Source organism: Herbiconiux gentiana (assembly GCF_024978135.1).
In the GTDB taxonomy this organism is placed as follows: domain Bacteria; phylum Actinomycetota; class Actinomycetes; order Actinomycetales; family Microbacteriaceae; genus Herbiconiux; species Herbiconiux gentiana.
Genome location: NZ_JANTEZ010000004.1, coordinates 352914 through 377300, shown reverse-complemented (window position 1 = coordinate 377300; position 24387 = coordinate 352914). Strand labels below are relative to the sequence as shown.

The 24387-nt window shown below is 70.8% G+C and carries 25 protein-coding genes; 14 read left to right on the top strand and 11 right to left on the bottom strand.

Annotation, left to right across the window (positions count from 1 at the left end):
* The first annotated feature begins 18 nt into the window (after positions 1-18).
* Together NVV95_RS12185 and NVV95_RS12180 are read left to right on the top strand one after the other, a co-directional pair.
* Positions 19-585 carry a LemA family protein gene (locus NVV95_RS12185; protein WP_173181474.1) on the top strand — a complete coding sequence of 189 codons (567 nt, stop codon included), beginning with the start codon at positions 19-21 and terminating at the stop codon, positions 583-585.
* 20 nt (positions 586-605) lie between these two features.
* A complete protein-coding gene (locus tag NVV95_RS12180) occupies positions 606-1478 on the top strand; it encodes a M48 family metalloprotease (protein WP_259486803.1) in 873 nt (290 codons plus the stop codon).
* Positions 1479-1510: 32 nt separating this feature from the next.
* On the opposite strand, the gene NVV95_RS12175 is transcribed toward NVV95_RS12180, so the two are convergent.
* Both NVV95_RS12175 and NVV95_RS12170 read right to left on the bottom strand, forming a co-directional pair.
* Positions 1511-3733, bottom strand: a complete 2223-nt coding sequence (locus NVV95_RS12175; RefSeq protein WP_259486802.1) for a hypothetical protein — start codon at positions 3731-3733, stop codon at positions 1511-1513.
* A 54-nt stretch (positions 3734-3787) separates the two neighbouring features.
* Entirely contained in the window at positions 3788-4978 is a 1191-nt protein-coding gene (locus NVV95_RS12170) for a winged helix-turn-helix domain-containing protein (protein ID WP_259486801.1), read from the bottom strand.
* Between the two features lie 145 nt (positions 4979-5123).
* Between NVV95_RS12170 and NVV95_RS12165 the strand changes: the two genes are divergently transcribed.
* Genes NVV95_RS12165 through ilvA form a run of 6 tightly spaced genes read left to right on the top strand, consistent with a single transcriptional unit; the run spans position 5124 to position 11709 of the window.
* Positions 5124-6266, top strand: coding sequence for an ABC transporter substrate-binding protein (locus NVV95_RS12165; RefSeq protein ID WP_259486800.1), 1143 nt, complete (start codon positions 5124-5126; stop codon positions 6264-6266).
* On the top strand, positions 6263-7141 hold the full coding sequence (locus tag NVV95_RS12160) for an ABC transporter permease (RefSeq protein ID WP_375163820.1): 879 nt from the start codon (positions 6263-6265) through the stop codon (positions 7139-7141). The genes NVV95_RS12165 and NVV95_RS12160 overlap by 4 nt, the downstream gene beginning before the upstream one ends.
* The gene (locus NVV95_RS12155; protein ID WP_259486799.1) at positions 7129-8094 is read left to right on the top strand and encodes an ABC transporter permease subunit; all 966 of its coding nucleotides are present in this window, start codon (positions 7129-7131) and stop codon (positions 8092-8094) included. Before NVV95_RS12160 ends, NVV95_RS12155 begins: the two co-directional genes overlap by 13 nt.
* On the top strand, positions 8091-9230 hold the full coding sequence (locus NVV95_RS12150) for an ABC transporter ATP-binding protein (RefSeq protein ID WP_259486798.1): 1140 nt from the start codon (positions 8091-8093) through the stop codon (positions 9228-9230). Before NVV95_RS12155 ends, NVV95_RS12150 begins: the two co-directional genes overlap by 4 nt.
* A 60-nt stretch (positions 9231-9290) precedes the next feature.
* Positions 9291-10472, top strand: a complete 1182-nt coding sequence (locus NVV95_RS12145; protein ID WP_259486797.1) for an AI-2E family transporter — start codon at positions 9291-9293, stop codon at positions 10470-10472.
* Positions 10465-11709 (top strand): threonine ammonia-lyase, encoded by a 1245-nt coding sequence (gene ilvA / locus NVV95_RS12140; protein ID WP_259486796.1) that lies wholly within the window; start codon positions 10465-10467, stop codon positions 11707-11709. Before NVV95_RS12145 ends, ilvA begins: the two co-directional genes overlap by 8 nt.
* Positions 11710-11746: 37 nt before the next feature.
* Here ilvA and greA read toward each other — a convergent pair whose 3' ends face one another.
* Positions 11747-12235, bottom strand: coding sequence for a transcription elongation factor GreA (gene greA, locus NVV95_RS12135; protein ID WP_259486795.1), 489 nt, complete (start codon positions 12233-12235; stop codon positions 11747-11749).
* Between the two features lie 60 nt (positions 12236-12295).
* A complete protein-coding gene (locus NVV95_RS12130) occupies positions 12296-12784 on the bottom strand; it encodes a DUF4307 domain-containing protein (protein WP_259486794.1) in 489 nt (162 codons plus the stop codon).
* 107 nt (positions 12785-12891) lie between these two features.
* Between NVV95_RS12130 and mca the strand changes: the two genes are divergently transcribed.
* Together mca and NVV95_RS12120 are read left to right on the top strand one after the other, a co-directional pair.
* Positions 12892-13749 carry a mycothiol conjugate amidase Mca gene (gene mca, locus NVV95_RS12125; RefSeq protein ID WP_259486793.1) on the top strand — a complete coding sequence of 286 codons (858 nt, stop codon included), beginning with the start codon at positions 12892-12894 and terminating at the stop codon, positions 13747-13749.
* Positions 13746-14084: a hypothetical protein gene (locus NVV95_RS12120; protein WP_259486792.1), complete on the top strand. Its 339-nt coding sequence runs from the start codon at positions 13746-13748 to the stop codon at positions 14082-14084. Before mca ends, NVV95_RS12120 begins: the two co-directional genes overlap by 4 nt.
* 240 nt (positions 14085-14324) lie before the next feature.
* Here NVV95_RS12120 and trhA read toward each other — a convergent pair whose 3' ends face one another.
* Positions 14325-15074 carry a PAQR family membrane homeostasis protein TrhA gene (trhA, locus tag NVV95_RS12115; protein ID WP_259486791.1) on the bottom strand — a complete coding sequence of 250 codons (750 nt, stop codon included), beginning with the start codon at positions 15072-15074 and terminating at the stop codon, positions 14325-14327.
* 84 nt (positions 15075-15158) lie between these two features.
* On the opposite strand from trhA, the gene NVV95_RS12110 reads away from it, so the two are divergent.
* From NVV95_RS12110 to NVV95_RS12100, 3 genes are all read left to right on the top strand, one after another.
* Positions 15159-15947, top strand: a complete 789-nt coding sequence (locus NVV95_RS12110) for an isoprenyl transferase (RefSeq protein WP_259486790.1) — start codon at positions 15159-15161, stop codon at positions 15945-15947.
* 204 nt (positions 15948-16151) lie between these two features.
* Entirely contained in the window at positions 16152-17522 is a 1371-nt protein-coding gene (gene phoH2 / locus NVV95_RS12105; RefSeq protein ID WP_259486789.1) for an RNA 5'-3' helicase PhoH2, read from the top strand.
* 96 nt (positions 17523-17618) lie between these two features.
* Positions 17619-18146: a prepilin peptidase gene (locus NVV95_RS12100; protein WP_259486788.1), complete on the top strand. Its 528-nt coding sequence runs from the start codon at positions 17619-17621 to the stop codon at positions 18144-18146.
* Positions 18147-18205: 59 nt separating this feature from the next.
* On the opposite strand, the gene NVV95_RS12095 is transcribed toward NVV95_RS12100, so the two are convergent.
* The 5 genes from NVV95_RS12095 to xseA form a co-directional block, all read right to left on the bottom strand.
* Positions 18206-19648: a class II fumarate hydratase gene (locus tag NVV95_RS12095; protein WP_259486787.1), complete on the bottom strand. Its 1443-nt coding sequence runs from the start codon at positions 19646-19648 to the stop codon at positions 18206-18208.
* Between the two features lie 92 nt (positions 19649-19740).
* On the bottom strand, positions 19741-20433 hold the full coding sequence (locus NVV95_RS12090) for a carbonic anhydrase (RefSeq protein ID WP_375163819.1): 693 nt from the start codon (positions 20431-20433) through the stop codon (positions 19741-19743).
* Positions 20430-21098 (bottom strand): DUF4245 domain-containing protein, encoded by a 669-nt coding sequence (locus NVV95_RS12085; protein WP_259486786.1) that lies wholly within the window; start codon positions 21096-21098, stop codon positions 20430-20432. Before NVV95_RS12085 ends, NVV95_RS12090 begins: the two co-directional genes overlap by 4 nt.
* 2 nt (positions 21099-21100) lie before the next feature.
* The gene (locus tag NVV95_RS12080) at positions 21101-21322 is read right to left on the bottom strand and encodes an exodeoxyribonuclease VII small subunit (RefSeq protein ID WP_259486785.1); all 222 of its coding nucleotides are present in this window, start codon (positions 21320-21322) and stop codon (positions 21101-21103) included.
* Positions 21323-21331: 9 nt separating this feature from the next.
* Positions 21332-22609, bottom strand: coding sequence for an exodeoxyribonuclease VII large subunit (gene xseA, locus NVV95_RS12075; RefSeq protein WP_259486784.1), 1278 nt, complete (start codon positions 22607-22609; stop codon positions 21332-21334).
* An 84-nt stretch (positions 22610-22693) separates the two neighbouring features.
* On the opposite strand from xseA, the gene NVV95_RS12070 reads away from it, so the two are divergent.
* On the top strand, positions 22694-23728 hold the full coding sequence (locus NVV95_RS12070) for a 4-hydroxy-3-methylbut-2-enyl diphosphate reductase (protein WP_173181741.1): 1035 nt from the start codon (positions 22694-22696) through the stop codon (positions 23726-23728).
* A 12-nt stretch (positions 23729-23740) separates the two neighbouring features.
* On the opposite strand, the gene NVV95_RS12065 is transcribed toward NVV95_RS12070, so the two are convergent.
* Positions 23741-24382 (bottom strand): DUF6264 family protein, encoded by a 642-nt coding sequence (locus NVV95_RS12065; RefSeq protein ID WP_259486783.1) that lies wholly within the window; start codon positions 24380-24382, stop codon positions 23741-23743.
* Positions 24383-24387 lie beyond the last annotated feature (5 nt).

Below are 24387 nucleotides of genomic sequence, written 5' to 3'. Positions count from 1 at the left end.
GGCCGATATACTGCTGGCATGGAATGGCTGATCCCGCTCATCGTCGTCGTCGCCCTGGTCGTCATCGCCGGCATCTACCTCTGGGCCACCTACAACTCGCTCGTCACGCTGAACGTGCGTGTCGATGAGGCGTGGAGCGACATCACGGTGCAGCTGAAGCGTCGCGCCGACCTCCTGCCCAACCTGATCGAGTCGGTGAAGGGCTACGCCGCGCACGAGAAGGCGGTGTTCGAGAACGTCACGCGTGCTCGCGCCGAGACGCTCTCGGCGCAGGGCCCGGCCGAGGCGTCGCAGGCCGAGAACCACATGCAGAACGCGCTGAAGAGCATCTTCGCGGTGGCGGAGGCCTACCCGCAGCTCCAGGCCAGCCAGAACTTCCTGCAGCTGCAGGCCGAGATCGTCGACACCGAAGACAAGGTGCAGGCGTCGCGCCGCTTCTACAACGGCGGGGTGCGCGAGCTGAACACGAAGATCAAGAAGTTCCCCAACACGATCTTCGCCCGACGTCTCGGCTTCTCGGAGCGCGAGTTCTTCGAGGTCTCCGACGTCGCGGCCATCGCCGAGCCGCCGCGCGTGCAGTTCTGACCAGCCCCCGATAGGGCTCCATGTATTCAGCGATAGCGAAGAACAAGCGCAACACCGTCGTCATCATCGCCCTGTTCCTGCTGATCATCGGCGGGCTGGGGTGGCTGGCGTCGTACATCTACGGCAACCTGTCGATCGTGATCATCACGCTCGTCGTGGCGATCGGCTACGCGCTCATCCAGTACTTCGCGGCGTCGGGTCAGGCGCTGGCGATGAGCGGGGCGCGGCAGATCGAGAAGCGGGACAACCCGCGGCTCTGGCGCATCGTCGAGAACCTGTCGATCACCACGGGCACGCCGATGCCGAAGGTCTACGTCATCGACGACCCGGCGCCCAACGCGTTCGCGACGGGGCGTGACCCCGAGCACGCGATCGTCGCGGCGACCACCGGGCTCCTCGACATCATGGACGACGCGGAGCTCGAGGGCGTCATGGCCCACGAGCTCGGGCACGTGCGCAACTACGACATCCGCGTCTCGATGATCGTGTTCGGGCTGGTCGTCGCCGTGGGGTTCATCGCCGACATGTTCCTGCGTATGGCGTTCTTCGGGCGCAACAACAACAACGGCAACCCGATCGTCATGGTGTTCGGTCTCGTGGCCATCCTGATCGCGCCGCTCGTCGCGACCGTGGTGCAGCTCGCCGTCTCGCGGCAGCGCGAGTACCTCGCTGACGCCACCGGCGCCCTCACCACCCGCCACCCGGATGCCCTGGCCAGCGCCCTGCAGAAGCTCGCCGCCTACGGCCGCCCGGTGCAGCGCCAGTCGTCGTCGATGTCGCACATGTGGATCGCCGATCCGAACAAGCCGGGCGTCATCGACAAGCTCTTCTCGACGCACCCGCCCATCCCCGACCGCGTCGACCGCCTCCACAAAATGGGCGGCGCCTTCTAGCCCGCCAACCTCCCTTCGAACATCGGCCGGGGTCAGTCGACGACCGAGATGCGGACGGTGAAGGCGGCGCCGTGCACTCGGTAGGGGGTGGGCGTTCGGGGGTCGACCGTCCACGGGATGACGCTCACCGAGGCGTCTGCGGAGCTGGTGCCGTCGGAGGTGAATGTGAGCACCCGGCCGTCACTCCGGATCGTGCCGCCCGGCACCACTGCGGTCAGGGGATCGGCCGTTCCACCCGCCACGGTGAGGAACGGCGGGGCCAGGGCCGTCAGGCCGCCGACCATGCCGCAGGAGGGCCTGATCGTCAGGGGCTGATCCCGCTGTTCAGATCGGTCGAAGACGACCGTGACGTCGGGGCAGGCTGCCGGAACGTCTCTCACCGTGACCGGGATCGTCACAGGAGCGCTCGGCACGCCGGTCACCTCGTCCCAGGCCGTGAACGTCAGCTCGGCGACATCGGCGCCGACCAGGTCGGGGTCGGCCCAGTCGACGTCGATCGAGCCGTCGGCTCGCGCGGTCGCCGTCGTGCCGAGGACGGCCCCCTCGACCGTCACCCGGAAGGGGTTGCGGGGGTCGGCCGTGCAGAAGACGCTGGGGTCGAGGGTGAACGGTCGGTTCCGCACCAGCTGCAGGCTCCCGTCCTGCACGACGGGCCGGAAGCCGGCGCGATCCGGGCCGGCCGGACGATCGGCACCCGAGCACGCGGGTTGCGCCGTGATGATCACGGTGACGAGGAACACGTGCTCCACACCGGACGCGTCGGTGGCGCCCACGACGACGTGGTCGTCGCGGCCACCGGCCGCGAGCGGCGCCCGATAGTTCATCGCACCGCCGAATCCGGTGAAGCCGACGTGGCCATCGGCGAAGGTGGCGGTCGACGCTGGGGTCGGCCAGGGCTCCGCATGGTCCCACACCGACCGGTCGAACTGGAATATCGACCCCGCGGTCGGGTCGTCGTCGCTCGCATCGAGCAGCCGCGACTGCACGGCGTGCGGCAGCCGGGAGATCTCGATGCGCGTGAGCACACGCGGAGCGGTGACCGCTCCCGAGCATCCACCGGTCGCGTCGACCAGGGTGGCCTGACCGGCCGTGACGGTGACCCGAGCCGGGGCGCAGTGCAGATCGGGTGCCCTCAACGCCCTGATGCGATCGATCAGCGTTCCGTGGGCGGTCCCCTGCAAGGTGATGCGCACCCACGGCCCACCCGCCACCAGAGTGGCTGCCGGGCTCACGGTGCTCTGCGCGATCTGACCGCAGACCCCCTTGTTGCTGCCGTACCCGCGCACGCCCCCGGTCGCCCCGGCTCCGAGCGCGGTCGACTCCGAGGAGACCTCGATGTAGTCCAGCGGCGAGGGAGGAGACGGACCCCCGACCGGTCCGGACTCGAGCAAATCGAACAGGACCCCGACCGCCTCCTCCAGCATGCTCCGGATGTTCGGCGGGATGTTGCCCTTGTACTGCTGATCGAGATGCACCGCCTGCTTCTGGACCATGTCCCACACACCCATCCGGATCTCGGGAGAGGAGTTGCGCATGATGACATGGAACCCCCGGAGCGCCGACCGGTCTCCCATGGTGGAGCGGAACAGGAACTTGACCGCCTGCACGATCAGTCGCCCGCGCGCTCCCACCTCGGTGTAGGTGGGGTCGTAGGCGCCCGGCCAGTACATCGCCCGCGCCGCCTCTTCCGGTGCCATCCCCTCGAGCGGATTGACCTCGGTCGCGCCGCCCATGCTCGGCCCGAGGTTGACGTCGATCGAGACGATGCGGCCGGGTGAGGTGCTGTCGATCTTCAGGTCGCCGCGCTCGAGCAGCGATTCGAGGGTGGTCAGCAGGTTCTCGCCCGAGCCGGTCTGCCCGCCACCGGCGCGACCGGGATCGGAGGCGTTGTTCGAGCCGCGGACGCAGGGCGGTGCTGCTCCGGCCGGCGATGAGGGAGGCGGAGGCGGAGCCAGCGGGCCCGGAGGTGCGGGAGGCGCGGGAGCTGGCGGAGCGTCTCCGCCTCCGCCGGGGTGATCGCCCGCGCCTCCACCCGTCCAGGGGTCTTCGATGACGTCGCACACGACGCTGCTGACGGGGCGGATGCCCGTCTCGATGAAGGTCCCGTTGTCGTCGTAGTGCGCCCCATTGCTCTGCCAGCGCGTCTCGAGGCGGCACTCGCCCGGCAGAGCGGAGGCTGCGGGTGATGACGCGAGCGGCGCGAGCAGCCCAGCGACGACGATCAAGGCGAGCACTGCACCGCGAAGAACTGACACATGCTCAGGTATAATCCAACTGAGACGGAAGGGGAAGGCAGGGCCGCCGGAGCGCTACGTCAAGGCGGACGCGAGGGCGGGGGAGAGGGTGCCGCGGGGGGCGACCGCGAGGGCGGGGAGGTTCTGCCAGGCGGCCGCCGCGCGCAGGAGGTCGGCGATGCGGGGCACGTCGGAGGCCTCGAGGTTCGGCTCGGCCCAGGCCGCCTGCACGCGCAGCACGCCGGTCTGGCGGTCGCTCTTGAGGTCGAGGCGCGCCGGGATGCGGTCGTCGATGAGCACCGGCAGCACGTAGTAGCCGTAGGTGCGCTGCGGCTGCGGCGTGTAGATCTCGATGCGGTAGTGGAAGTCGAACATGCGCAGCGCCCGCTCCCGCCGCCACACCACGGGGTCGAACGGCGAGAGCAGCGCTGCGGTCGTCAGCCGGCGCGGCAGTCGAGCGTCGCGGTGCAGCCAGGCCGGCTGGGTCCAGCCCCGCACCGAGACGGGCAGCAGCTCGCCCGTGTCGACGAGGCGGGAGACGGCGGAACGCGCATCCGCCTGCTTCAAGCGGAAGTAGTCGGCGAGGTCGCCGAGCGTGCCGACCCCGAGGGCCCGGGCCGACTGCGAGACCAGCGCCGCGATGGCGTCACCCCGCGAGACCGACGCCGCAGCGTCGAGCACCGCCGCCGGCAGCACCTGCGACGGAAGCCCGTACACCCGCTCGAAGCGCTGCCGCCCGGCCGACACCACGTCGCCCTGCCGGAACAGCGTCTCGAGCCCGCGCTTGACGTCGGACCAGCCCCACCACGGCCCCTGCCGCCGATTCGACTCGTGCTCGATCTCGCTCGCCCGCAGCGGCCCGCGCGCCGCCAGCTCGTCGCGCAGCCAGTCGAGCGTCGCCCCGTTCGACGCGGCCCACGAGTCGGGCCGGGCCGCGTAGTAGTCGCGGTACTCGTCTTTGCGCCACTGCAGCAGCGGCAGCGTCGACACCGGCAGGAACGACGCCTCATGTGCCCAGTACTCGGAGACCCCCGACCCGTAGGTGACCCGGTCGAGCACCGCCTTGTCGTAGCCGCCGAGCCGCGCGAACACGGGCTGGTAGTGACTGCGCTCGTAGACGTTCACCGAGTCGATCTGCAGCAGGGCGAGACGCTGCAGCAACAGGTTGAACTGCCGGGTGCCGGGCACGCCGACGGATGCTCCGCCGAACCCCTGGGCGGCCAGAGCGACTCGGCGAGCGAGCGCGGGGGACAGTTCATCGACCACACGTGAACCCTACCCAGCGCCGCCGACACCGGGCATCCTCGCCGACACCGAGCGTTCACGGGCGGTTCACGACGGAGACGGCGCGGGGTCGTCCAACGCTCCTACTGTCCAGAGGTCACCAAGACGACCCGATGAAGGAGAACCCTTGCTCACCAAGCGCTTCGCGATCGCCGGCACGGCCATCGCCGCCGCTCTCGCCCTCGGCCTCACCGGCTGCTCCGCCGACGCCTCCGCCAGCTCGACGGGCGCCGCCGGCGACGTCGACGCCGCCACCGCCACGAACCTCGACGCCTTCGGCGGCCTCGAGGGCCTCGAGGCCGCGGCCAAGGCGGAGGGCGCCCTGAACGTCATCGCCCTGCCCCGCGACTGGGCGAACTACGGCGCCGTGCTCGACGCCTTCGCCGAGAAGTACCCCGAGATCACCATCAACGAGGCCACGCCCGACGCGTCCAGCGCCGAGGAGATCCAGGCGGCGAAGAACCTCGCCGGGCAGGACACCGCGCCCGACGTGTTCGACGTCGGCGCCGCGGTCGCGCTGGCGAACACCGACCAGTTCGCGCCGTACCAGGTCGCCACCTGGAGCGACATCCCCGAGGCTCTGAAGGAGCAGTCGGGTCTCTGGGTCGGCGACTACGGCGGATACATGGCCATCGGCTACGACCCCGACGCCGTTCCCGAGCCGAAGAGCCTCGACGACCTGCTCGGCGCCGACTACAAGGGCAAGGTCGCCATCAACGGCGACCCGACCCAGGCCGGGGCCGCGTTCGCCGCGGTCGGCCTCGCGGCCGTGCAGAACGGCGGCTCGGTCGACGACTTCCAGCCCGGTGTCGACTTCTTCGGCGAGCTGCAGAAGGCGGGCAACTTCGTCAAGATCGACCCGACCCCCGCCACCATCGCGAGCGGCGAGACCCCCGTCGTCTTCGACTGGGACTACCTCAACGTCGGCTACGGCAAGGACCTCGAGGGCCAGCGCAACTGGAAGGTCACCATCCTCCCGGGCACTGGCTACGCGGGCTACTACAACCAGGCCGTGAACGTCGAGGCGCCGCACCCGGCCGCCGCGCGCCTGTGGCAGGAGTTCCTCTACAGCGACGACGCCCAGAACCTCTGGCTCGCCGGCGGCGCCCGCCCCGTGCGCGCCGAGGCCATGGCCGAGGCCGGCACGATCGACGAGACCCTCTTCAAGGCTCTTCCGACCGTTCCGGGCGAGACCGTCGTGCCCGACGCCGACCAGGCCGCCGCCGCCGCGACGCTGCTCGGTGAGAAGTGGGCGTCGGCCGTCCAGTGACGACCATCGCCGGAGGCCGGGTGCGTTCCCTCGCGAGGGGGAGCGTGCTCGGCCTCGTGCCCTTCACCGCCTACATCCTGCTGTTCCTCGCCCTGCCGACGGTGATCGCCGTCGGCACCGGCTTCTTCGACGGCGACGGCGCGTTCACGCTGGACAACATCACCGCCCTCGGCGATCCGGTGCTGCTGGCCACCTTCGGCAACTCGCTCTGGCTGTCGGCCCTGACGGCGGTGATCGGCGCCCTCGTCGGTGCGCTGTTCTGCTACGCGCTCATCGGTGCGAAGCCCACGGGCATCCTGCGCTCGGTGGTCGACGCCGCGAGCGGTGTGCTCGCCCAGTTCGGAGGCGTGATGCTGGCGTTCGCCTTCGTGGCGACCATCGGCATCCAGGGCATGATCACCGTGCTGCTGCGCGACCGGCTCGGCGTCGACATCTTCGCGAACGGCGTCTGGCTCTACGACGTGCCGGGCCTCGTGCTGCCCTACATCTACTTCCAGGTGCCCCTGATGATCATCACCTTCTCGCCGGCGCTCGAGAGCCTGAAGCCCCAGTGGGCCGAGGCCACCGCGATGCTCGGCGGCGGCATCGGCAGCTACTGGCGCCACATCGGCCTGCCCGTGCTGCTGCCGTCCTTCCTCGGCAGCCTGCTGCTGCTGTTCGCGAACGCCTTCTCGTCGTTCGCGACGGCGGCCGCCCTCACGAGTCAGGGCTCGCAGATCGTGCCGCTGCAGATCCGCAGCGCCCTGACCAGCGAGACCGTGCTCGGGCACGAGAATCTCGCCGGGTCTCTGGCGCTCGGGATGATCGTGGTGATGGTCGTCGTAATGACCCTCTACTCGCTGCTGATGCGGCGCACGGCCCGGTGGGTGCGATGAGCGCCCGCGAGGTGAGTGCGCGCGGCGTAGGCCCGCGCACCGTGCGCGCCCGTGACCGCTCCGGCGTGCATCCGGGACCCTCGACCGCCACGCGCTGGGTCATCGTCGCCGTCATCGGCCTGCTCTTCCTCGTGCCGATCGCCTCGATGCTCGAGTTCACCCTGCGCGGCGGCCTCGGCGGCGGCTACACGCTCGACCGCTGGGCCGCGGTGTTCGGCGGAGGCCTGACGGGGGAGTACAAGCCCATCGTCACCGGTCTCACGAACTCGCTCGTGCTCGCCCTCGTCACCGTCCTGGTGATGCTCGTGCTGCTGGTGCCGACGATGGTGCTGGTCCGCATCAGCTTCCCGAAGCTGCAGCGCGTGCTCGAGTTCGTCTGCCTGCTGCCGATCACCATCCCGGCCATCGTGCTGGTGGTGGGGCTCGCGCCCGTGTACTCGGTGGTCGCGCGGATGTTCGGCAGCGGTGTCTGGACCCTGGCCTTCGCCTACGGCGTCATCGTGCTGCCCTATGCCTACCGCTCCATCCAGGCGAACCTGCAGGCCGTCGACGTCGTGACCCTCAGCGAGGCGGCGCGATCGCTCGGAGCGGGCTGGCCGACGATCCTGTTCCGGATCGTGGTGCCGAACATCCGCCGGGGACTGCTCGCCGCCGCCTTCATCGCCGTGGCCGTCGTGCTCGGCGAGTACACGATCGCCGCCCTGCTGAACCGGGTGAACCTGCAGACCGCGCTCGTCGTGGTGTCGAAGGCCGACCCGTACATCGCGGTGATCATCGCGCTGCTGGCGCTCGTGTTCGCCTTCGTGCTTCTCGTCGCCATCGGGCGCATCGGCGGCGGGCCGGGTTCCCGGCGGCGCCGAACCGCTCCTCCCGCCGCTCCGGCGGTCCCCACCACCCCGCTCGCCCCGGCCGCCGACGCCGACGAGCCCGCCCAGGAAGCAGCCGTCCGATGACCCTCTCGCCCCCGCGCCGTGTCGCCCCCGCCGCACCCTCCTCCACCACCGCCGCCGAACCCCGCACCGCGGGCTCGAGCGTCGAGCTGCGCGGCATCGTCAAGGAGTTAACCGGTGGCGCCCGCGCCCTCGACGGCATCGATCTCGTGATCGAGCCCGGCGAACTGGTCGCCCTGCTCGGCCCCTCCGGCTGCGGCAAGACCACGGCCCTGCGGGTGCTCGCCGGGCTCGAGAGCGCCACCGCCGGCACCGTGCTGATCGACGGCTCCGACGTCTCCGGGCTCCCCGCGCGCTCCCGCGACATCGGCATGGTGTTCCAGTCGTACTCGCTCTTCCCGCACCTGACGGCGCTCGCCAACGTCGAGTTCGGTCTCCGGATGCGCCGGGTACCCGCCGACGAGCGCCGCCTCCGAGCGGGCGACGCCCTCGAGATGGTCGGCCTCGGCGGCTTCGGCGGGCGCTACGCCCACGAGCTCTCGGGCGGCCAGCAGCAGCGCGTCGCCCTCGCCCGCGCGCTCGTCACCGAGCCGCGCGTGCTGCTGCTCGACGAGCCGCTCTCGGCGCTCGACGCCCGGGTGCGGGTGCAGCTGCGCGACGAGATCCGCCGCATCCAGCAGGAGTTCGGTATCACCACCGTGTTCGTCACCCACGACCAGGAGGAGGCGCTCGCCGCCGCCGACCGGGTCGCGGTGATGCGCTCGGGCCGCATCGAGCAGATCGGCGCCCCCGACGAGATCTACTCCCGGGCGGCGACCCCGTTCGTGGCCGAGTTCGTGGGGTCGAGCAACCGGATGCGCGGCCGCGTGTCCGGCGGCACGGTGCAGCTCGGGGCAGTGCGGCTGCCGCTGATCGACCCCACGCAGCCCGACGGGGAGGTCGAGGCGTTCGTGCGGCCCGAGGACATCCGGCTCGCGCGGGCGGGGGGCGGAGCATCCGGAGCCCCGTCGGCCGCGGGCCGGGTGCCCGCCGAGGTCGTCTCGACGAGCTTCCTCGGCTCGTACCGGCGCACCACGGTCGCGCTCGAAGACGGCACCGTGCTCACCGTGCAGCACCCCGCGAACCTCGTGCCGGTCGCCGATGAGCGGGTCGAGCTGGAGTTCGAGGGCGCGCCCGTGGCGGTGTCGCGGCGGGAGTAGGCCCTCGCCCGTCGGGCTGCATGCGGGCGAACGCATACGACCGCTCGTAGACTGACCCCCATGGCCGAGAAGGACGCGGGCAGGACCAGGTGGGACGCACGGGACTCCGTGCCCGTCGGCATGCAGATCGCCGGCGCCTGGTCGTGGCGCATCCTCGTGGTGCTGGGTGTGCTCGCGGTGGTCGTGTTCCTGATCATCCAGCTGCGGCTGCTCGTCATCCCGGTGATGCTCGCGGTGGTGCTCTCGGCGCTGCTGGTGCCGTTCAAGAACTTCCTCGTGCGGCACCGCTGGCCCACCTGGCTCGCCATCGTCACGGCCGAGGTCGGCACCCTCGTGGTGATCGCGGCCCTCATCTTCCTCGTCGCCACCCAGGTCTCCTCGGGCTTCGCGGATCTGCGCTCGCAGTCCATGAACTCCTACAACGACCTCAAGGCGTGGCTCGCCTCGTCGCCGCTGCAGGTCTCCGAGAGCGACTTCAACGGCTACGTCACGCAGGTGTGGGATGCGGTGCAGCAGGACAGCGGCATGCTCATCTCGGGGGCGGCCGCCGTGGGATCGAGCATCGGGCACGTGCTCACGGGTGTGCTGCTGACACTGTTCGCGACGCTGTTCATCCTGATCGACGGGGAGCGCATCTGGCGCTGGGTCGTGCGGCTGTTCCCGCGCAAGGCGCGCGCCGCCACCGACGGCGCCGGGCGGGCGGGCTGGCAGACGCTGCAGAACTTCGTGAAGGTGCAGATCCTCGTCGCGTCGATCGACGCGCTCGGTATCGGCATCGGTGCCGCCATCCTGCAGGTGCCGCTCGCGATCCCGATCGCGGTGCTGGTGTTCCTCGGATCGTTCATCCCCATCATCGGTGCGGTTCTCACCGGGGCCGTCGCCGTGTTCATCGCGCTGGTCTACAACGGGTGGGTGATCGCGCTGATCATGCTCGGGGTGGTGCTGCTCGTGCAGCAGCTCGAGGGGCACGTGCTGCAGCCGTTCATCATGGGCACGGCCGTGCGCGTGCATCCGCTCGCTGTGGTGCTCTCGGTGGCCGGCGGGTCGATGGTCGCCGGGATCGCGGGGGCGTTCTTCGCGGTGCCGGTGGTCGCGACGCTGAACGTGATGGTCAACTACGTCGTCGGGGGCGCGTGGCGCGTTCCGGTACCCACCCCGGTCTCCCTTGCACCCCCGGAACCTCACGCCTCCCCGGAAGCTCTCGACCTCTCCGAACCGAAGGACCCACCCGCCCATGACTGATTCCACCACGCGGCTCGCCTACCCGTCGCTGGCCGAGATCGAGGAGGCGCGCATCCGCGTCTCGCAGGTCGCGCAGGTCACGCCGATGGAGAGCTCGCGCTTCCTCGCCGAGGTGATCGGGTCGCCCGTGTACCTGAAGTGCGAGAACCTGCAGCGCACGGGGTCGTACAAGATCCGCGGTGCCTACAACCGCATCTCGGCGCTCAGCGACGACGAGAAGGCGCGCGGCGTCGTGGCGGCCTCGGCCGGCAACCACGCCCAGGGTGTCGCCTTCGCCGCCCGGGAGCTCGGCATCGCGGCCACCATCTTCATGCCGATCGGCGTGCCGCTGCCCAAGCTGCAGGCCACCCGCGCATACGGCGCCGAGGTGATCCTGCGCGGCCACTCGGTCGAGGAGGCCCTGCGCGCCGCCGCGGAGTACTCGCAGGCGACCGGGGCGGTCATCATCCCGCCGTTCGACCACATCGACGTCGTGATGGGCCAGGCGACCCTGGGGCTCGAGATCCTCGACCAGGTGCCCGACGTCGACACCCTCGTGGTGCCGATCGGCGGCGGCGGGCTGATCGCCGGCATCGCGGCCGCGGTCAAGCAGCGCGCCGCCGCGCTCGGCCGCAGCATCCGGGTGATCGGGGTGCAGGCCGAGAACGCCGCCGCCTACCCGCCCTCACTCGCCGCGGGGGAGGCCGTCTCGATCGTGCCGACGCCGACCATCGCCGACGGCATCCTGGTCGCGCGCCCGGGACTGCTGAACTTCACGATCATCCGCGAACTCGTCGACGAGGTGGTCACCGTCTCGGAGGCCGACACCGCGCGCGCCCTGCTGCTGCTGCTCGAACGCGCCAAGCAGGTCGTCGAGCCGGCCGGCGCCGTCGGCGTCGCGGCGATCCTGGCGGGCAAGGTGAAGGACGCCGGAACCACCGTGACCGTGCTCTCGGGCGGCAACATCGACCCGCTGCTGATGCAGCGCGTGATCAGCCACGGCCTGGCCGCGAGCGACCGCTACCTCAAGCTCCGCATCATGCTGCCCGACCGCCCCGGCCAGCTCGCGCGCACGGCGGAACTGGTCGCCGAGGCGAACGCGAACGTCGTCGAGGTGCTGCACACGCGGCACGGCAAGGGGCTGCAGATCAGCCAGGTCGAGCTCGAGCTGCACATCGAGACCCGTGGGCCGGAGCACCGCGCGCAGGTCGTCGCGAAGCTGCGCGACGCGGGCTTCGAGGTGCGCGTCGAGGAGTAGGCCGGGCTAGGCGCGTGTCAGCGTTCTGGCGTGCGGGTCAGCCGTCGAAGGTCTCGACGTCGGTGATCTCGACGGTGATGTCGCGGCCGTTGGGGGCCGTGTAGGTGGTCTTCTCGCCGATCTTCAGGCCGATGATCGCCACGCCGAGCGGGCTCTGCTCGCTGTAGACGTCGAGGTCGGCGTTGCCCGCGATCTCGCGGCTGCCGAGCAGGAAGCGCTCCTCGCCGCCCGCGACCAGAGCGGTGACGACGACGCCCGGCTCGACCTCGCCGTGGCTCTCGCGCTTCTCGCCGACCTGGGCGGTGCGCAGCAGCTGCGTGAGCTGACGGATGCGCGCCTCCATCTTGCCCTGCTCGTCCTTCGCGGCGTGGTAGCCGCCGTTCTCCTTGAGGTCGCCCTCCTCGCGCGCCTGCTCGATGCGCTTGGCGATCTCGAGCCGACCCGGGCCGCTGAGCTCCTCGAGCTCGTTCGTGAGACGGTCGAACGCCTCCTGCGTGAGCCAGGTGACCTGCGTGTCGTCAGCCATGGAGTGCCTCCCTCGAACATGCGGACGCCCAGGCCACCCGGCCCGGACGATCAGCACAGACTATGTGAGCCAGCAGCTCGAAATCAAACCCGTCGAGGCCAATTCGCTGGTGCGCACGATCTCGGTGAACGACCGCGTCGGGCTGTCCGACGCGGGCAGCTCGACGATCTTCCAGCCCACCACCGCGAAGCCGTCGTTGAGCGCCTGCACGACGCAGCCCGCGGTGCTGCCGGTGGGCACCGTCACGTCGAACTCCACCCGCACACTGTGGTCGTCGAGCACCTCGTGCGCCGTGTCCTGGGTGGCGATCGTGGCGTTGGTGCCGTCGAGCCCGGCCCAGACCACCCACACCACGAGCACCAGCGCGACGGCGCCACCGGCGATCCAGGCGAGCAGCCGGCCGCCCGCGCGCCGGGCCTTCGTGCGGCCGTAGCGCTCGGCCAGGGCAGGTGAGTCGGCGACGACGGCCTCGCTCGCGGGCGACCCGGGCGGGGCGGCGACGGATGCTCCGTCCTCCCGCTCCTCGTCACTGGCGGCTCGCCTGCCCACGTGCCCTCCCTGGGTCCCACTGTCGGAGGGACCGATTAGTCTGGTTCTGGCCTCGTTCCAGGCTAACCGCAATCGACGAGGAGTTGAGACCACTGACGCTTCGCCTCATGGCCGTGCACGCGCATCCCGACGACGAGTCGAGCAAGGGCGCCGCCACCTACGCCTACTACCTCGACCGTGGCGTCGAGGTGATGGTGGTCAGCTGCACCGGCGGCGAACGGGGCTCGGTGTTGAACGAGGGCCTCGAGCCGCGCCTCTGGGCCGAGCGCGACATGGCAGGTCTCCGGCGCGTCGAGATGGCCGCCGCTCAGGAGGCGGTGGGCTTCCAGCACCGCTGGCTCGGCTACGCCGACTCCGGCTGGGTCGAGCCCGGCTCGGGCGAGTCGCTGCCGGTCAACTCCTTCGGCACGCTACCGGTCGAGATCGAGGCGGCGCCGCTGGTCAAGGCGGTGCGCGAGTTCCGCCCGCACGTGCTCATCACCTACGACGAGCAGGGCGGCTACCCGCACCCCGACCACATCCGCTGCCACGAGGTCTCGCTGCAGGCCTGGCGGCTCGCGGGCGACCCCTCCGCCTACCCCGAGGCCGGCCCGGCGTGGCAGATCTCGAAGCTCTACTACGACCGCATCATGAACCCCGAGAAGTTCGAGGCGGTGGCGACGGCGCTCGAGGCCGAGGAGCCCGAGCATCCCTTCCTCGCCCAGGTCGCCGAGATGCGCGAGCGCATGAAAGACCGGCCGAGCTACACCGTCGTGCAGATCCCGGCGGGCGACTTCTTCGACGTGCGCGACCGGGCCCTGCGGGCCCACGCGAGCCAGGTCGCGCCCGACCACCCGTTCTTCTTCTGGCCGAACGACATCCAGCGCCGTGCGTGGCCCTATGAAGACTTCCAGCTGATCGAGTCCCGCGTCGACGGCCCCGACGTCGAGACCGACCTCTTCGACGGGATCGAGGACTCCGAGTGATCGCCGTGACCCTGGCCTCCGCCGTACCCTTCGTCACGCCTGTGTCGGCGTTCGTCGCCGACGAGCGCATCCCCGACCCCGACAGCGTCACGCCCGGAATCATCGGCTTCATCGTGACCTTCGGCATCGCCCTCGTCACGCTGCTGCTCGTGATCGACATGGTGCGGCGGGTGCGCCGCGTGAATCTCCGCGCCCAGGTGCGTGAGGAGCTCGAGGCCGAGATCGCGGCGCGCGACGCGGCGGCCGGCGGCACCGACGTGGACGACTCCGACGTGGCCCCGCGTGCGGGCGCGGCCGAGCATCCGCTCACCGGCGACGAGCCGCCCGCCCGCTGAAGCCCGGCGCCGCCGCTCGCCCGCTGACGCCCGCCGCCCGGGTCGCGCAAACGCACTGGTGCCCCGAGCGGAAGGCGTTTTTGCGCGACCCCGGCCGCGTGAGCGGGCGCGAGCGGGCGCGAGCGCCGGCCGCCCGCTGTCGTCGGGCGCCGCCGGGGTCGCGCAAACGCACCCGTGCCGCGAGCGGAGGGCGCTTTTGCGCGACCCGGAGCGCAGGCGCAGGCGCGGGCGGGGCCCGCGTCAGCCGTTGAAGGGCGGGTCGATCGCGAGCAGCAGGATGGCCGTCCAGTGGCAGAGGAACGCCACCACCGTCAGCGTGTGGAACACCTCGTGGAACCCGAAGTGCCCCGGGACGAAGTTCGGCCGCTTCAGCGCGTACGCCAGCGCCCCTACCGTGTACGCCAGCCCCCCGGCCGCGACCAGCACCATCGTCGCCGGGTTCACCGCGAAGATGTCGCCGAGGTACGCCACCGCCGCCCACCCCAGTGCCAGGTAGAGGATGACGTACAGCCACCGCGGCGCCCCGATCCAGAACACCCGGAACCCGATGCCGAGCAGCGCGCCCGACCACACGATGACGAGCAGCAGCGTGCCCTGCGCCGGCGGCAGCGCGAGCACCGCGATGGGCGTGTAGGTGCCCGCGATCAGCAGGAAGATGTTCGCGTGGTCGATGCGCTTGAACAGCAGCTTCGTCTTCGGCTTCCAGTCGATGCGGTGGTAGAGGGCCGAGTTGCCGAACAGCAGCATCGAGGTGAGCGTGAACACGACGCTCGCCCACTTGGCCGGCGCCCCCTCCGCGAGGCTGATCAGCACGATGCCCGCGATGACGGTGACGGGGAACGTGCCCGCGTGGATCCACCCCCGCCAGCTCGGTTTCTTCTCGGCCGCTGGGTGCTCGAGCTCGTCGTCGAGCAGCGGGATGTTGGGCAGGTCGGGCCCGCCGTCGACCGGGTCGGTGGAGCGGGGCAGCCGGGCGTCGGGTGTGGCCATGACGATCACAGTACGCCAGTGTGCCGACACCGCCGCCGGGAGCGCCGACAGGCACTCCGACGACGAAGCGGGTAACGTATCGATGTGCCGAATGGACAGAAGCGGGTCGCGAAGGGGCTCCTCTACCGTCTCTACCAGCGGCGCATCCGCAAACGCCTCGACAGCGGCGCCGTGCTGCCGAAGCACGTCGCCATGATCCTCGACGGCAACCGTCGCTGGGCCAAGCAGCGGATGCTCGAGACCGCCGCCCACGGACACCGCGCCGGCGCGGCCAAGATCCGCGAGTTCCTCGTCTGGTGCGACGACCTGGGCATCGAGGTGGTCACGCTCTACCTGCTCTCGACGGACAACCTGAGCAACCGGTCCGGCGCCGAACTCACCGAGCTGATCGAGATCATCGCCGATCTCGCCGACGACATCTCGCGCTACCGCGACTGGCGGGTCAAGCACGTCGGCACGAACGAGGGCCTGCCCGAGCCGCTGATCGCGGCGCTCGACGGAGCCGAGGCCCGCACCGCCAGCCGCACGGGCCTGCACGTCAACCTCGCGGTCGGCTACGGCGGCCGCTCCGAGATCGCCGACGCCATCCGCAGCATCATCCAGAAGCACCGCGGCCTCGGCCACGGCCTCGACGAGCTCGAGGCGGCCATCGACCAGGACATCATCGCCGAGCACCTCTACACGGGCGGCCAGCCCGATCCCGACCTGGTCATCCGCACCTCGGGGGAGCAGCGCCTCAGCGACTTCATGCTCTGGCAGTCGGCGCACAGCGAGTTCTACTTCATGGAGGCCCTCGGCCCCGACGTGCGCGAAGTCGACTTCCTGCGCGCACTGCGCGACTACTCGCGCCGCCAGCGCCGCTTCGGCAGCTGAATTACAGCCGTGTAACACATCGTTAATCTGTTGTGATGCGTGTCGTAACCCACGCACCCGCCATCGGACGTAGGTTCATCACATCAGGCATGGCGCCTGATCGAAACGGCCACATAAGTACGTTTCGACGATCTCCACCGTGGCCGAATCGCCTACTGATCCGAGCGCCGAGCGCTCGGGGTTGGAGTGGATGTGGCCGAGCCCATGACTCACAAGACCAGCGGGACCAGCACCGGAGAGGACGCACGACCCAGCACCACCGCACCGAGTTCGACCAAGACCGCCGAGGTGACCTACGTTCTGGACACCTCGGTTCTTCTGTCTGATCCGAAGGCGATCTTCCGGTTCGCCGAGCACGCCGTCGTTTTGCCGGTGATCGTCATCACCGAGCTGGAGTCCAAGCGCAACGACCCGGAGATCGGCTACTTCGCCCGCCAGGCGCTGCGCAACCTCGACGAGCTGCGGGTCAAGCACGAGCGGCTGGACTTCCCGATCTCGGTGGGCACGGAGGGCGGGAGCCTCCGGGTCGAGCTGAACCACTCCAACACCTCGGTGCTGCCGTCGGGGCTGCAGCTGGGCGACAACGACACGCGCATCCTCGCGGTGGCGCAGAACCTGTCCAACGACGGGCTGAACGTCACGGTCGTCTCGAAAGACCTGCCGCTGCGCGTCAAGGCCGCCTCCATCGGTCTGGCCGCCGAGGAGTACCGGGCCGAGCTGGCCGTCGACTCCGGCTGGACCGGGCTCGACGACATCACCCTCTCGGCCGACGCCATGTCGACGCTCTACGACGACGAGCGGCTCACGACGCCGCTGGTGCGGGACATGCCGATCAACACCGGCCTGGTCATCCACTCGGATCGCGGCTCGGCCCTCGGCCGGGTCACGGGCCGGGACTCGTTCCAGCTCGTGCGCGGCGACCGCGACGTCTTCGGGCTGCACGGCCGTTCGGCCGAGCAGCGCGTGGCGATCGACCTGCTGCTCGACCCCGAGGTCGGCATCGTGTCGCTGGGAGGTCGAGCCGGGACGGGGAAGTCGGCGCTCGCCCTCTGCGCCGGCCTCGAGGCGGTGCTCGAGAAGCAACAGCACAAGAAGATCATGGTGTTCCGTCCGCTCTACGCGGTCGGCGGCCAGGAGCTCGGCTTCCTGCCGGGTGACGCGGCAGAGAAGATGAACCCCTGGGCGCAGGCTGTCTTCGACACCCTCGGATCGCTCGTCTCGCAGAACGTGCTCGACGAGGTGATCGACCGGGGCATGCTCGAGGTGCTGCCGCTGACGCACATCCGCGGACGCTCGCTGCACGACGCCTTCGTGATCGTCGACGAGGCGCAGTCGCTCGAGCGCAACGTGCTGCTGACGGTGCTCTCGCGTATCGGCCAGAACTCGCGGGTGGTGCTCACGCACGACGTCGCGCAGCGCGACAACCTGCGCGTGGGCCGGCACGACGGCGTCGCCAGCGTGATCGAGACGTTGAAGGGCCACTCGCTCTTCGGGCACATCACGCTGACCCGGTCGGAGCGCTCGGCCATCGCGGCGCTCGTCACCGAGATGCTGGAGTCGAACGAGCTGGCGTAGCGCGACTCCTCCTGCACGGCCGCCCCGGGGGCGGCGGTTCTGCACAGCCTGCGGAGCCGCCGCCCTCGGCGTCTGCGCGCCGCTTACGGTAGCGGCATGGCGGTCGCCCTTCTCCTAACCCTCGTGCCACTCGGGCACCTGGCCGCCGTGAGTGTGCCGCTGGCGGTAACGGATGCCCGGACCGGGCGTCTGCCGAACGGGTACCTGCTGCCGGGGCTGGCGCTGCTGGCCTGGGCGCTCGTGGCGGTGGGGCTGCACGATCCGCCTCTCGCGTTCGAAGCCGCCGCTGCCGCCCTCGCGGCCGGCGCGGTCGCGGCGGCGCTCTGGGCGCTGGGAGTGCTGGGCATGGGCGACGTGAAGCTGCTGGTGCTACTCGGTGGTGTGCTGGCGCTGCTCGAACCACTCGACGGTGGAGCGGTGGTACAGGTGGCGTTCTGCGCCGGAGCGCTGGTGCTCGCGGGTCTAGTCGTAGCGCTCGGCGGCGGTCGGGATGGTCGAGACGGTAAAGAGGGCCTAGACGGCCGGGAGGGCCGAACCCCACTAGGTCCGGCCCTCCTGGGCGCGTTCTGGCTCGGACTGATGCCGTCGCTCGGGTCGCTGCCGTGGCTCGCGTTGCCGCCTTAGCTCGGCTGTTCGTGCTCGCGAGTGAGTCTCAAGAGCCGGGGCCGGGGCGGCGGCGGGGGCTACTTCGCGGCGGGGGGCGCCGTCATCGAGAGCACGTCGAGGGCCGTGTCGAGCTGCTCGAGGGTGACCTCGCCGCGCTCGACGAAACCGAGGTCGATGACGGCCTCGCGCACGGTGATGCCCTTCGCCACCGAGTGCTTGGCGATCTTCGCGGCCGCCTCGTAGCCGATCACGCGATTCAGGGGCGTGACGATCGAGGGCGACGACTCGGCCAGGGCGCGGGCGCGCTCGAGGTTCGCCTCGAGGCCGGCGACGGTCTTGTCGGCCAGCAGCACGGCCGAGTTCGACAGCAGCCGGATCGACTCCAGCAGCGCCGTGCCCATCACCGGGATGGCGACGTTCAGCTCGAACGCCCCCGAGGCGCCCGACCAGGCGATCGAGGCGTCGTTGCCGATGACCCGCGAGCAGACCATGAGCACGGCCTCGGGGATGACGGGGTTCACCTTGCCGGGCATGATCGAGGAGCCGGGCTGCAGGTCGGGGATGTGCAGCTCGCCGATGCCGGTGTTCGGGCCCGAGCCCATCCAGCGCAGGTCGTTGCAGATCTTCGTGAGCGACACGGCGAGCACACGGAGCGCGCCCGAGGCCTCGACGAGCGAGTCGCGGGCGCCCTGCGCCTCGAAGTGGTCGCGGGCCTCGGTGATCGGCAGGCCGGTCTCCTCGGCGAGCAGCGAGATGACGAGCTGCGGGAAGCCGGCGGGGGTGTTGATGCCGGTGCCGACGGCCGTGCCGCCGAGCGGCACCTCTGCCACGCGGGGGAGGGCGCTCTGCACCCGCTCGATGCCGAGGCGGATCTGCGAGGCGTAGCCGCCGAACTCCTGGCCGAGGGTGACGGGCGTCGCGTCCATCAGGTGGGTGCGGCCCGACTTCACCGCGGTCTTCCAGAGCTCCGCCTTCTCCTCGAGCGCCTCGGCGAGGTGCTCGAGCGAGGGGATGAGGTCGTGGATGAGCGCGCCGGTGACGGCGACGTGCACCGAGGTCGGGAAGACGTCGTTCGAGGACTGCGAAGCGTTGACGTGGTCGTTCGGGTGCACCTTCGAGCCGAGCGCGGTGCTGGCGAGCGAGGCGAGCACCTCGTTCATGTTCATGTTCGAGGAGGTGCCCGAGCCGGTCTGGTAGACGTCGATGGGGAAGTCGCCGTCGAACTCCCCGGTGACCACGCGGTCGGCCGCGCCGGCGATGGCGTCGGAGATCGACTGGTCGAGCACCCCGAGGCGGGCGTTGGCGACGGCCGCCGCCTTCTTGATGCGGGCGAGCGCGGCGATCTGGGCCGGCTCGAGCACGCTGCCCGAGACGGGGAAGTTCTCGACCGCACGCTGCGTCTGCGCGCCGTAGAGGGCTGACGCGGGAACCCGCACCTCGCCCATGGTGTCGTGCTCGATGCGGTACTCGGTCGAGGTGCCGGAGGTCGAGTCGGTCGTTCCGGAGGCGGTGTCCACCACTGTGTGGTCGTCCTTTCATCGTGACCGTGACGTGCGAGGCGCCGCGATCGGTGGGTGCTGAGGTGAGTCGGTGTGCGCCGGGAGGGCGCGGGTCAGATCTGGCCGATCACGGTGTCGGCCACGGCGCGGCCCTCGGCGAGGCGGTAGTTCGCGCCGACGACGGCCAGGCGGCCCTCCGCGACGGCCTGGGTGATGATCTCGGAGGACTCCAGGAGCTGGCGGACGGTGTCGCGGAGGTGGGCCTTGCCGACCAGCCCCGCATCCGGAGCCGAGAGCAGCGAGCCGTCGTCGGCCCGCTCGGCGGGCACCTCGGCGATGGCCGGCACGATCTGCGAGACCAGCGACTGGATGTGCGGCGGCAGGGGAGCGGCGTCGGGCAGCTGCGAGTCGATCGCGGCGCGCACGGCACCGCACTCGTCGTGCCCGAGCACGACCACGAGCGACACCCCGAGCACTTCGACCGCGTACTCCAGGCTGCCGAGCACCGACTCGGAGATGACCTGACCGGCGTTGCGCACGACGAAGAGGTCGCCGAGACCGAGGTCGAAGATGATCTCGGCGGCGAGGCGCGAGTCGCTGCAGCCGAACAGCGCGGCGCGCGGCGTCTGCAGGTGGGCCAGCTCGGCGCGGGTCTCGACGTCTTGCCTCGGGTGCTTCGGGGCTCCGGAGACGAAACGCTGGTTTCCGCGCGACATGGTGGCCCAGACCCGCGCCGGGGTCGTGGCCTCCTGCACGGACTCGTCGCCGCTCGTGGCGGTCGTCGGGGTGGTGGTGTCGTCGGTCATCGTTGTGCCTCCGCGGGCTGTTCCTTCACGTTGGCCGCGAGGGCCGCCGCGACCTGCTGGATCTCGTCGGGCTCGGCGGTGCCGAACACGACGTAGGTGGTGGCGCCCGACTCGGCGGTCAGGGCGTACTCGGCGTTGCCGACCGAGTCGGACGAGCCGGCGCGGTCGCGGTTGTCGTAGATGGTCCAGTCGACGCCGTCGAGCGCGACCGTGCCGGAGGCGAGGCCCCGGGCGACCTGGTCGGCGAGCCAGGTGGGATTGGCGTCGACCGCCTGGGTCAGCCCGACGTACTGCTTGCTGGGCGTGATGAGCCCGACGTACCAGGAGAGCACGCCGTCTGCGGTGCCCGAGCGCACCTCGGCGGCGTTCGACTGCCACCCCCCGGGCAGCTCGGGCGCGGCCAGCGGCACGGGCATCGAGCTCTGGGCGTTCGCGGCGACCTCCTGGTAGTCGACGCACTGCAGCAGCGACTCCTCGGGCCGGGGCACGAGCAGGATGATCGCGGCGACCAGCCCCACCGACACGAGCAGCGCATAGAGGAGATTGCGCAGCGTCTTGCGGTCGCGGTAGAGCCGGGACTGCTCGGCCTTGCGGGCGGCGGTCTCGTCGGGGGTCTCGGGTCGGCCCAGCTCGGCGACGACGCGCGGCTCGGTGCTCTTGGCCACGGCTACTCCACCGCCGCGCCGCTGCGTGCGGCGTCGAGGCGTTCGCGGGCACCGATCAGCCACTGCTCGCAGCGGGCCGCGAGGGCCTCCCCGCGCTCCCAGAGGGCGAGCGACTGCTCGAGGGTGGCGGAACCCTGCTCGAGCTCGCCGACCACGCGGATCAGCTCGTCGCGAGCCTCCTCATAACTGAGGGACTGCACGTCGGGGGAGGGCGAGGTTGCCATGGCTCAATCCTATCGATCGGAGAGGGGAGGATCGGCGGTCGTGGACGCCCCCGAGGAGACGGCGTCGATCGCGCCGTCGGCGACCGTGACGGTGACGAGCGAGCCCTGCGGAGCATCCGTCGCCGCCCGCACGATGTGGCCGGCGTTCGGGCCCGACACCGACTGCACGATGGCGTAACCGCGGTCGAGGGTGCGCTGCGGCGAGAGCGCGCGCACGTGCGCCACCAGCTCGCGCACCCGGTTGCCCTCGCGCTCGAGCACGCGACTGACGAGCTCCTCGCCGCGGGCGACGAAGCGGGTGAGGTCTTCCGAGCGGGAGTCGATCAGGTACCCCGGGTTCGACAGCGCCGGGCGCGAGCGGATCTGGGTGAGCCGGTCGACCTCGATCGAGACCGCCGAGGCGACACGGCTGCGGATGCGCGTGCGCACCTGGTCGACCCGCATCAGCTCCTCGGTGACGTCGGGCACGACCCGCTTCGCGGCATCGGTGGGGGTGGAGGCGCGGAGGTCGGCGACGAGGTCGAGCAGCGGCGCATCCGCCTCGTGGCCGATGGCGCTGACGATGGGGGTCGTCGCCGCGGCGGCCGCGCGCACGACGGCCTCGTCGCTGAAACCGAGCAGGTTCTGGAAATCGCCGCCGCCGCGGGCGACGATGATGACCTCGACCGCCGGGTCGGCGTCGAGCAGCTCGATGGCCGCGACCACCTCGCGGGCCGTGCGGTCGCCCTGCACCGCCGCGTGCACCACGCGGAACCGCACGGAGGGCCAGCGCAGCTGGGCGTTCCGCAGCACGTCTTTCTCGGCGTCGCTGTCTTTCCCGGTGACGAGCCCGACGGTTCCCGGCAGGAAGGGAAGGGGGCGCTTGCGCTCGCGGGCGAACAGGCCCTCGCTCGCGAGCTGGGCGCGCAGGCGTTCGAGCCGCTCGAGCAGGTCGCCGAGGCCGACGTGCCGCATCTCGAAGACCTGCATCGAGAGGGTGCCGCCGCGCATCCAGTAGCTGGGCTTGATGAGCGCGATGACGCGGTCGCCCTGCTTCAGGTCGGCCGGGAGCTTGGCCTTGACGGAGGACCAGATGGTGAAGCCGACGGTGGCGTCGCCCGTGAGGTCTTTCAGCTTGCCGTAGACGTTGCCGCCCGACACGCCCCACTGCGTGATCTCGCCCTCGACCCACGCCGTGCCGAGGCGCTCGATGTAGCCGCGGATCTTCTGCGCCAGCTCCCCCACGGGCCAGGGGTTCTCGAGCGTCGGAGGCCCCGACGAGAACGAGGGGGCGGGAGCGTCGGACACGTCTGGTTCTCTCTCTCAGGCCTTCACCCGGTTGGGCTCACGTAGAATCGAACGGTGAGCAACGCGACGACCATCAGCCTGCCGATGCCGAGGATTCCCGGCACTCGCAACAGGCTAAAGGATAACCCGGTGACCGGTCACAAGCGTGTGCTGCTGGCAGCCCCTCGTGGCTACTGTGCAGGAGTGGACAGGGCGGTCGTGGCCGTCGAGAAGGCGCTCGAGAACTACGGTGCCCCCGTCTACGTGCGCAAGCAGATCGTGCACAACGTGCACGTCGTGTCGACGCTCGAGAAGCGCGGCGCCATCTTCGTCGAGGAGATCGACGAGGTTCCCGAGGGCGCCCATGTGGTCTTCTCGGCCCACGGCGTCTCGCCGGCGGTCGTGCAGGGTGCCGCCGACCGCGGCCTCCAGGCCATCGACGCCACCTGCCCGCTGGTCACCAAGGTGCACCGCGAGGCCGTGCGCTTCGCCCGCGACGACTTCGAGATCCTGCTGATCGGCCACGAGGGCCACGAAGAGGTCGAGGGCACGGCGGGCGAGGCCCCCGAGCACATCACCCTGGTCGGTAGCCCGGATGCGGTGGCCGACATCGAGGTCAAGGATCCGGACAAGGTGGTGTGGCTCTCGCAGACGACCCTCTCGGTCGACGAGACCATGGAGACGGTGCGCCGCCTGCGCGAGAAGTTCCCCAACCTGCAGGACCCGCCGTCGGACGACATCTGCTACGCCACCCAGAACCGCCAGGTCGCGATCAAGAAGGTCGCGCAGGGCGCCGACCTCGTGATCGTGGTCGGCTCGGCGAACTCGTCGAACTCGGTGCGCCTGGTCGAGGTCGCGCTCGAGTACGGGGCGAAGGCCGCCTACCGCGTCGACTACGCGCACGAGGTGAAGCAGGAGTGGCTCGACGGCGTCGAGACGGTCGGCGTCACCTCCGGCGCCTCGGTTCCCGAGGTGCTCGTGCAGGAACTGCTCGACGACCTGGCCGCCGCCGGCTACGGCGACATCGAGACGGTGCAGACGGCGGAGGAGGACCTCGTGTTCTCCCTGCCGAAGGAGCTGCGGCGGGACACTGCGGGCAACCGCGACGCCCGCGCGCTCGGCGGCCGCCACAGCGCCTAGGCGCCGCGCGCGCTACGGCGTCGGGGTGATCGACGTGACGGCCGGCGGGGTCGTCAGCGAGTCGAGCAGCTCCGGCGCCTGTGAGAACGCGATCCCCACGCAGACGCAGGTGATCACGAACGACACCACGGCCGCCGTGAGCGGCACCCAGAACGCGAGCTTCTGCCGCTTGATGCGCCGGATCGACAGCCACACCGTGCCCGCGATGAGCAGCACGTGCAGCACCGCCCCCGTGACGCCCGTGATGCGGGTGACCTCGTTGGCGGGGTAGCCGCCCAGGCCGAAGGTCGCGCCCGCAGTCGTCATGTAGCTGTTCAGGTCGAGCAGGGTGGCGACACTCGATCCGACCGAGAGGGTGCCGAGCACCAGCAGCACGATCGTGATGTTGACGTCGACGGCGAGGCCGCGCTTCGGGGCGGGTTCGGTACCCGGCGCGGGATCGCCTTCGGGGGCGCCCGTCGTGGAGCGGGCGGAACGGGCATCCGGAGCCGGCCAGCGCGGGTCGACGGACGGCCCGCCCGACGGACGAGCGACCGGAGCCGGAACGGGAGCGGCCTCGGGGACGGGGTCGGGGGTCGCCTCTTTCGGCGGCTGCCAGACCCAGCCCTCGGGGGCCAGTTCTCCGTACTTGGGCTTCGGTCGCTCGTCGGTCACGCGGT

What these genes read in the sequence shown, in the direction of transcription:
- NVV95_RS12185 (WP_173181474.1), top strand. Translation starts at nt 19, where the DNA reads ATGGAATGGCTGATCCCGCTCATCGTCGTCGTCGCCCTGGTCGTCATC.
- NVV95_RS12180 (WP_259486803.1), top strand. Translation starts at nt 606, where the DNA reads ATGTATTCAGCGATAGCGAAGAACAAGCGCAACACCGTCGTCATCATC.
- NVV95_RS12150 (WP_259486798.1), top strand. Translation starts at nt 8,091, where the DNA reads ATGACCCTCTCGCCCCCGCGCCGTGTCGCCCCCGCCGCACCCTCCTCC.
- NVV95_RS12145 (WP_259486797.1), top strand. Translation starts at nt 9,291, where the DNA reads ATGGCCGAGAAGGACGCGGGCAGGACCAGGTGGGACGCACGGGACTCC.
- ilvA (WP_259486796.1), top strand. Translation starts at nt 10,465, where the DNA reads ATGACTGATTCCACCACGCGGCTCGCCTACCCGTCGCTGGCCGAGATC.
- greA (WP_259486795.1), bottom strand. Translation starts at nt 12,235, where the DNA reads ATGGCTGACGACACGCAGGTCACCTGGCTCACGCAGGAGGCGTTCGAC.
- mca (WP_259486793.1), top strand. Translation starts at nt 12,892, where the DNA reads ATGGCCGTGCACGCGCATCCCGACGACGAGTCGAGCAAGGGCGCCGCC.
- trhA (WP_259486791.1), bottom strand. Translation starts at nt 15,074, where the DNA reads ATGGCCACACCCGACGCCCGGCTGCCCCGCTCCACCGACCCGGTCGAC.
- phoH2 (WP_259486789.1), top strand. Translation starts at nt 16,152, where the DNA reads ATGACTCACAAGACCAGCGGGACCAGCACCGGAGAGGACGCACGACCC.
- NVV95_RS12100 (WP_259486788.1), top strand. Translation starts at nt 17,619, where the DNA reads ATGGCGGTCGCCCTTCTCCTAACCCTCGTGCCACTCGGGCACCTGGCC.
- NVV95_RS12090 (WP_375163819.1), bottom strand. Translation starts at nt 20,433, where the DNA reads ATGACCGACGACACCACCACCCCGACGACCGCCACGAGCGGCGACGAG.
- NVV95_RS12080 (WP_259486785.1), bottom strand. Translation starts at nt 21,322, where the DNA reads ATGGCAACCTCGCCCTCCCCCGACGTGCAGTCCCTCAGTTATGAGGAG.
- NVV95_RS12070 (WP_173181741.1), top strand. Translation starts at nt 22,694, where the DNA reads ATGCCGAGGATTCCCGGCACTCGCAACAGGCTAAAGGATAACCCGGTG.